This is a genomic window from Streptomyces sp. 8L (assembly GCF_020176795.1).
Lineage (GTDB): Bacteria > Actinomycetota > Actinomycetes > Streptomycetales > Streptomycetaceae > Streptomyces.
This window is the reverse complement of sequence record NZ_JAIUKE010000054.1, coordinates 1-5,711: the sequence shown is the minus strand read 5'-3', so window position 1 is coordinate 5,711 and position 5,711 is coordinate 1. Positions and strand designations below refer to the sequence as shown.

Sequence of the window (5,711 nt, the reverse complement as noted above, 5' to 3'; positions counted from 1 at the left end):
CCCGGCCCCCCCGCGCGGGGGGGCCGCCCCCCCCGCCCCCCCCCCCCCCCCCCCCCCCCCGCCCCCCCGGGGGCCCCCCCCGGGGCGCCCGCCCCCGCCGCGGACTCCGCGGCGGGGGCCGGAGCGCCCGGGCAGGGCGACCCCTACTTCCCGCTCTCGGGCAACGGCGGCTACACCGTGCGCCATTACGACCTCGACCTCGGCTACGACCCCGCGACGAGGAACCTCACGGGCGCCGCCTCGCTCACCGCGCACGCCGGGGAGACGCTCGGCCGCTTCGACCTCGACCTGTCCGGACTCACCGTCAGCAGGGTCCGTGTCGACGGGCGGAGCGGGGGCGGGGGCCCGCCGGGGCCCGGGGGGCGGGGGACCCCCCCCCCCCCCCCCCCCGCGGCGGGGGGGGGGCGGGGGGGGGCGCGGGCGGCCCGCGCCCGGGCCAGGAGCTCGTCATCACGCCCCAGCGCCCCCTGCGCAAGGGGGCGGCCTTCCGTGTGGAGGTCGCGTACGCCGGGGTGCCCCAGTACGTAACGGACCCGGACGGCTCCGAGGACGGCTGGATCGCCACGGACGACGGCGCCTTCGTGGCCGGGGAGCCGCAGGGCGCCATGTCGTGGTTCCCGTCCGACAACAACCCGCTGGACAAGGCCTCGTACGCGTTCCGGGTCACCGTGCCCGCCGGGTACACGGCCGTCTGCAACGGTGTGCTGGACTCGGAGCGCACGCGCGCCGGTAAGACCACCTTCCGGTGGCGGCAGGACCAGCCGATGGCGAGCTACCTCGCGACGGCCACGGTCGGGAAGTTCGACGTGCGGCGCTACACCACCCGCTCGGGCCTGCCGGTCTACAACGCCGTCGACCCGCGTGAGGCCGCCGACGCGGCGCCCGCACTCGCGAAGATCCCCGACATCCTCGACTGGGAGACGAAGCTCTTCGGCCCGTACCCGTTCTCCGCCGCCGGGGCGATCGTCGACGACGCACACGACGTCGGCTACGCCCTGGAGACGCAGACCCGGCCGATCTACGACCGGGCCCCCGACGTCAGTACGGTCGTGCACGAGACCGCGCACCAGTGGTTCGGCGACTCCGTCAGCCTGACCAGCTGGAAGGACATCTGGCTCAACGAGGGCTTCGCGACGTACGCGGAGTGGCTCTGGCAGGAGCAGCACGGAGGCGACAGCGCGCAGGCCACCTTCGACCACTACTACGCGCTCGATGCCGGCAACAGCCTCTGGGACTTCCCGTCCGCGGACCCGGGCGACGGCGCCAACATCTTCGCCTCGCCGGTCTACACGCGCGGCGCGATGGCCCTGCAGGAGCTGCGGAACGCCGTCGGCGACCGGGACTTCTTCGCCATCCTCAAGGCGTGGGCGGGCGAGCACCGTTACGGCAACGGCACGACGGCGCAGTTCGTCGCGCTGAGCGAGCGCCTCTCGGGCAAGGATCTCGGGGCGCTCTTCCACACCTGGCTGTACACGGCGGGCAAGCCCGCGACGCCGTAGCACCCGCGTGGCGCCGTCCGCGGTGGGCCCCCGCATCGTCAGGGCATGAGAGGGAGCTTCCGTACGATCCTGTCGACGCGGTTGCGCGGTCCGACGACGCTGACCGCGCAGTAGTCGAGTGCCTCGGCCGCGGTCTCGCCCACCGAGCTCAGGTACTCCGAGTAGACGCGCGTGTGCTGGGCGGCCGCGGGCATGTCGGCGACGAACGTGCCCGCCGAGGAGGCGGCCTTCGCCCGTACGGCGCGCAGTGTGGCGGGGTCGGCGGCGAGCACCGTACAGCCGGCCCAGGGCAGCCCGGGGTGCGCGGCGCCGTCCGCGTCGACGGCGGCGTCGCCGAGGATGCCGCCGACGGCGTCCGAAGTGGCGGCGGCGACACAGACGGCCGCGTTCACCGCGCGCCCCGCCGGGAGGCCTTCGTCGACCACGACGACCCACTTGAGGCGGGCCGCGCGGGTCGGCGCGTCCTGATCGATCTCGTCCCGGGCGAAGCCGACGGCGGCCGGCTCCGTGGTTTCAGCGGACACTGGCGCGACTCCTGCTCGGATGTGAGGCATGACCGCGCCGAGCATACTGATGGTTCCCGTCAAAGCACCCGGTGCCGAACATAGTGCGGCAGAGCGGGGCGTACGGGCTCCCGTGCCGCCGTTCGTACGGTGACCGGCCGCCCTCGCCCGCCGGGATACGGGAGCGGGCGGCAGCGCCGCCGCGGACGTCCGAGGAAGCGGGAACGCCGCGGACGTCCCGTGGCCGGGCTCGCCCGCGCGCCACCAGCGCCGTCAGGCCGCGGCGGCGTCCATGGGCACGCGGACCTTGATCCGCTTGCCGACGGGCTCCCGCCGCACGTCGAAGCCGTCGCACAGCGCCATGACGATCTCCAGGCCGTGCCGGCCGATGCGGCCGGGTTCCGCCGCGCGGGCCACCGGCAGCGTGCCGTCGCTGTCCCACACCGCGATCTCCAGCTGGTCGCCGACCAGTTCGCAGTCCAGGAGACAGGGTCCTGGAGCGTACTTGCAGGCGTTGGTGACCAGTTCACTCACGACCAGCTGCGCCGTGCCGAGCGTCCGGGAGGAGACGGGGACGCCGTGCGCGCTCCCGAGGTCGGCCAGATAGCCGGAGGTGAAGTCCCGGGCCGCGGCGATCGACTCCGGCTCGCCGCCGTACACCGCGCTGGCCCGCGGACACGGTCCCGGGGCACCGCTGCCCCTGATGCCTTCCTGCCCGCTCGCTCCCGCCGTCCGCTCCATGTGCTCTTCTCCCCGTGCCCGCCCCGTTCCCACGACGATCCTGCGCATACCCCCTTCCGCGGGCGCCACGCGTGGACGGGACGCCCGGTTGGCCGGGCGCGACGACGCCCCCTCGCGGACTGCGGCGGTCAGAGGAGGCCGCGGGCCGCGAGGTTGGACATCAGGTCGCGGATTCCGAAGGTCCAGGGCGTGCACCGGTCGCTGGTCCTGACGCGGTTGACCAGGGCTCCGAGCCGGTCGTTCGCGATCCGCACCAGGTCTCCTCCATGGTGGGTGAATCCGTCGCCCGGCGTTCCGCGGTCCTGTGTCGGGGCGAACATGGTGCCCAGGTAGAGCACGGCCCCGTCCGGGTACTGGTGGTGGGCGCCCATCAGCTGGGTGCTCAGTTCCTCCGGGTCCCTGCTGATCCGCGCCATCGAGGAGTCGCCCGTCAGGTGGAATCCGTCGTCGCCGGTGATGGTCAGCTCGACCGTGGCCGTGCGCAGGTCGTCCAGTGTGTAGGCGCGGTCGAAGAGGCGGATGAACGGGCCCAGTGCGGCGGAGGCGTTGTTGTCCTTGGCCTTCGGCAGGAGGAGGGCGGAGCGGCCCTCCACGTCGCGGAGGTTGACGTCGTTGCCGAGAGTGGCTCCGACGGCGCGGCCGGCCGAGCTGAGGACGAGCACCGCCTCGGGCTCGGGGTTGTTCCAGCGCGAGTCCGGGTGGATGCCGACGTCGGTCGCGGTGCCGACGGTGGAGAGGGGCTGGGCCTTGGTGAAGATTTCCGCGTCGGGCCCGAGCCCGACCTCCAGGTACTGGCTCCACGCCCCCTGCTCGCGCAGTACCTCCTCGACGGCCGCGGCAGCCGCGGAACCGGGCTTGAGGCTGGAGAGTTCCGCTCCGACGGCCTCGACGACCGCCCGGCGGGCCTCGGCGGCCAGTGAGGCGTCGCCGTGGGCCCGCTCCTCTATGACGCGTTCGAGCAGCGACACGGCGAAGGTGACTCCGGACGTCTTGACGGCCTGGAGGTCGACCGGCGAGAGCAGCCGGGGCCGGTCGCCAGACTGCCCGCCCGCGCGCCGCTCGGGCGGTGTCGCGTCCAGGAGGTCGTCGACGGTGCCGACCGGTTCCCCGGCGGCCTGCCGCGCGGCGCGTGCGGGCTCGGGGTGCTCGCACAGGTCCCGCACGGTGGGGAACGTACCGGTGATGTCGAACGCGGTACGGTCCCTGATCACCACGGTGGAGGGCCCCGCGACGTCGGGCCGCCAGACGCGGCCGACGAGGGTGGCCTCATCGTGGTCGACGGGCAGGACGTCCGTCGCGCTCCCCGGGAAGTCCGGAATCGTGGTCATGCGTGTCCTCCAGGCAGGGTGAGAGATCCGTCGACCCTTCGGGGCACGTCGACGGGGCCGTCGCGGAGCTCGTCGGGCAGCATGTCCCTGGGGGCGTCCTGCCACACCACCGGCCGCAGGAACCGGCGGACCGATGTGACGCCGACGGAGGTGTGCACGGTGTTCGTGGCGGGCCAGGGGCCGCCGTGGTGCTGGGCCCAGGAGACGAGGACGCCGGTCGGGTATCCGTTGAAGACGACGCGTCCGCAGATCCCGGTGAGACGGCGCACGAGAGCCGACCGGTCCTCCCCGTCTTCGAGGTGGAGCGTGGCGGTCAGCGAGCCGGTGAGGCCGGAGAGCGCTTCGAGCAACTCGTCGTCGCCGCTGTAGCGGACCACCACCATGGCCGGCCCGAACCGTTCACGCGTGAGGTCCGTGCCCGGCGCGGCGGCGTCGGCCACGGTCAGTGACACCGCCGCGTGGAAGCCCGCGCCGCCGTCGTCGTGGCCCGTGGCGAGGAGCGCGGCCCCGGACGAAAGGGCGGTACGGCCGAGGTCGCGGTAGGCGCCGCTGATCCGTTCGTTCAGCAGGGTCTGGGGTCCGGTCGCGGCCACGAGCTCGGCCATGCGGTCGACAAGGGCGTCGCCGGCGGGAGTCCGCGGAACCAGGGCGAGGCCCGGCTTCGTGCACAACTGTCCCGCGGCCGTGGTGAAGGAGCCGACCAGGCCCTCGGCGATCTCAGTGCCGCGGGCCTCCGCGGCCGCCCCGGTCACGACGACCGGGTTGACGCTGGAGAGTTCCCCGTAGAAGGGGATCGGATCGGGACGCTCCGCGATGATGTCCCGCAAGGCCTGCGCGCCGCTGAGGGAACCGGTGAAGGTGACGGCGCGCACGGGCGGGGCGGCGACCAGGTCGCGGCCAGCCTGGAGCCCGCATACCATGCCGACCGTGCCGTCAAGGGCGCCCGCCGCCTCGGCCCCGGCACGGAGTGCGGCGAGGGCGAGGGCGCAGGTGGCGAGGTGCGAGTCGTGCGCCTTGACGACGACCGGGCACCCGGCCGCGAGCGCGGCGGCGGTGTCCCCGCCGGGGACGGAGAAGGCCAGGGGGAAGTTGCTCGCCCCGAACACGGCGACGGGCCCGATCGGGACCAGCATCCGGCGCAGGTCGGGGCCGGGCCCCATCGGGGTCGGGCCTGCGTGGTCGACGGCCGCCTCCAGGTAGGAGCCCTCGTCGAGCGCGTCGGCGAAGAGCCGCAACTGGTAGGTGGTCCGGGTCAGTTCGCCGGTCAGCCGCCGGGCACCGATCGCGGTCTCCCGGTCGGCCGTCGCGACGATCCGCTCGCCGTCGTGGTCCAGGGCGTCCGCCATGGCGCGCAGCATCCCGGCCCGCCCCTCGCGTCCCATCGCGGTGCGCGGCGCGGCCGCCGCGGCGGCCCGGGCCACGGTGTCACGGACCTCGTCAGGGGTGGTGGAGGGCACCGTGGCGACCGGGGCGCCGGTGCGCGGGTCGTAGGAGTTGACGTCCGGAGGGCCTGCTGTTCGGGCGGTCATCGGGGGTCACCCTTTCTGAGCGAGTGGGGGCCGGGCGGCGCGGACGCCGCGATCTGCGGCGGCGGCGCGTACCCCGGGGGGGACGTGGGGTGCCCCGGCCGGGCGTGCGGG

At 74.5% G+C, this 5,711-nt stretch carries 4 protein-coding genes and 1 pseudogene; 1 reads left to right on the top strand and 4 read right to left on the bottom strand.

Translation table 11 applies throughout. From position 1 onward, the window contains the following. Nucleotides 1–90: 90 nt before the first annotated feature. Nucleotides 91–1,499 (top strand): annotated as a pseudogene (locus LCE31_RS06660) (M1 family metallopeptidase); the annotation flags it as partial. Nucleotides 1,500–1,537: 38 nt separating this feature from the next. Here LCE31_RS06660 and LCE31_RS06655 read toward each other — a convergent pair. From LCE31_RS06655 to LCE31_RS06640, 4 genes are all read right to left on the bottom strand, one after another. Beyond that, the gene (locus tag LCE31_RS06655) at nucleotides 1,538–2,023 is read right to left on the bottom strand and encodes a DUF2000 domain-containing protein (RefSeq protein WP_225013051.1); all 486 of its coding nucleotides are present in this window, start codon (nucleotides 2,021–2,023) and stop codon (nucleotides 1,538–1,540) included. 252 nt (nucleotides 2,024–2,275) lie between these two features. Next, nucleotides 2,276–2,743 carry an ATP-binding protein gene (locus LCE31_RS06650; protein WP_225013050.1) on the bottom strand — a complete coding sequence of 156 codons (468 nt, stop codon included), beginning with the start codon at nucleotides 2,741–2,743 and terminating at the stop codon, nucleotides 2,276–2,278. Between the two features lie 128 nt (nucleotides 2,744–2,871). Further along, the gene (locus LCE31_RS06645; RefSeq protein ID WP_225013049.1) at nucleotides 2,872–4,071 is read right to left on the bottom strand and encodes a fumarylacetoacetate hydrolase family protein; all 1,200 of its coding nucleotides are present in this window, start codon (nucleotides 4,069–4,071) and stop codon (nucleotides 2,872–2,874) included. After that, complete coding sequence (locus tag LCE31_RS06640) at nucleotides 4,068–5,600, bottom strand: aldehyde dehydrogenase family protein (protein ID WP_225013048.1); 1,533 nt, start codon at nucleotides 5,598–5,600, stop codon at nucleotides 4,068–4,070. The genes LCE31_RS06645 and LCE31_RS06640 overlap by 4 nt, the downstream gene beginning before the upstream one ends. Nucleotides 5,601–5,711: the final 111 nt, after the last annotated feature.

Coding starts and splice junctions, on each gene's coding strand:
- LCE31_RS06650 (WP_225013050.1), bottom strand. CDS start 2,743: ATGGAGCGGACGGCGGGAGCGAGCGGGCAGGAAGGCATCAGGGGCAGC.
- LCE31_RS06645 (WP_225013049.1), bottom strand. CDS start 4,071: ATGACCACGATTCCGGACTTCCCGGGGAGCGCGACGGACGTCCTGCCC.
- LCE31_RS06640 (WP_225013048.1), bottom strand. CDS start 5,600: ATGACCGCCCGAACAGCAGGCCCTCCGGACGTCAACTCCTACGACCCG.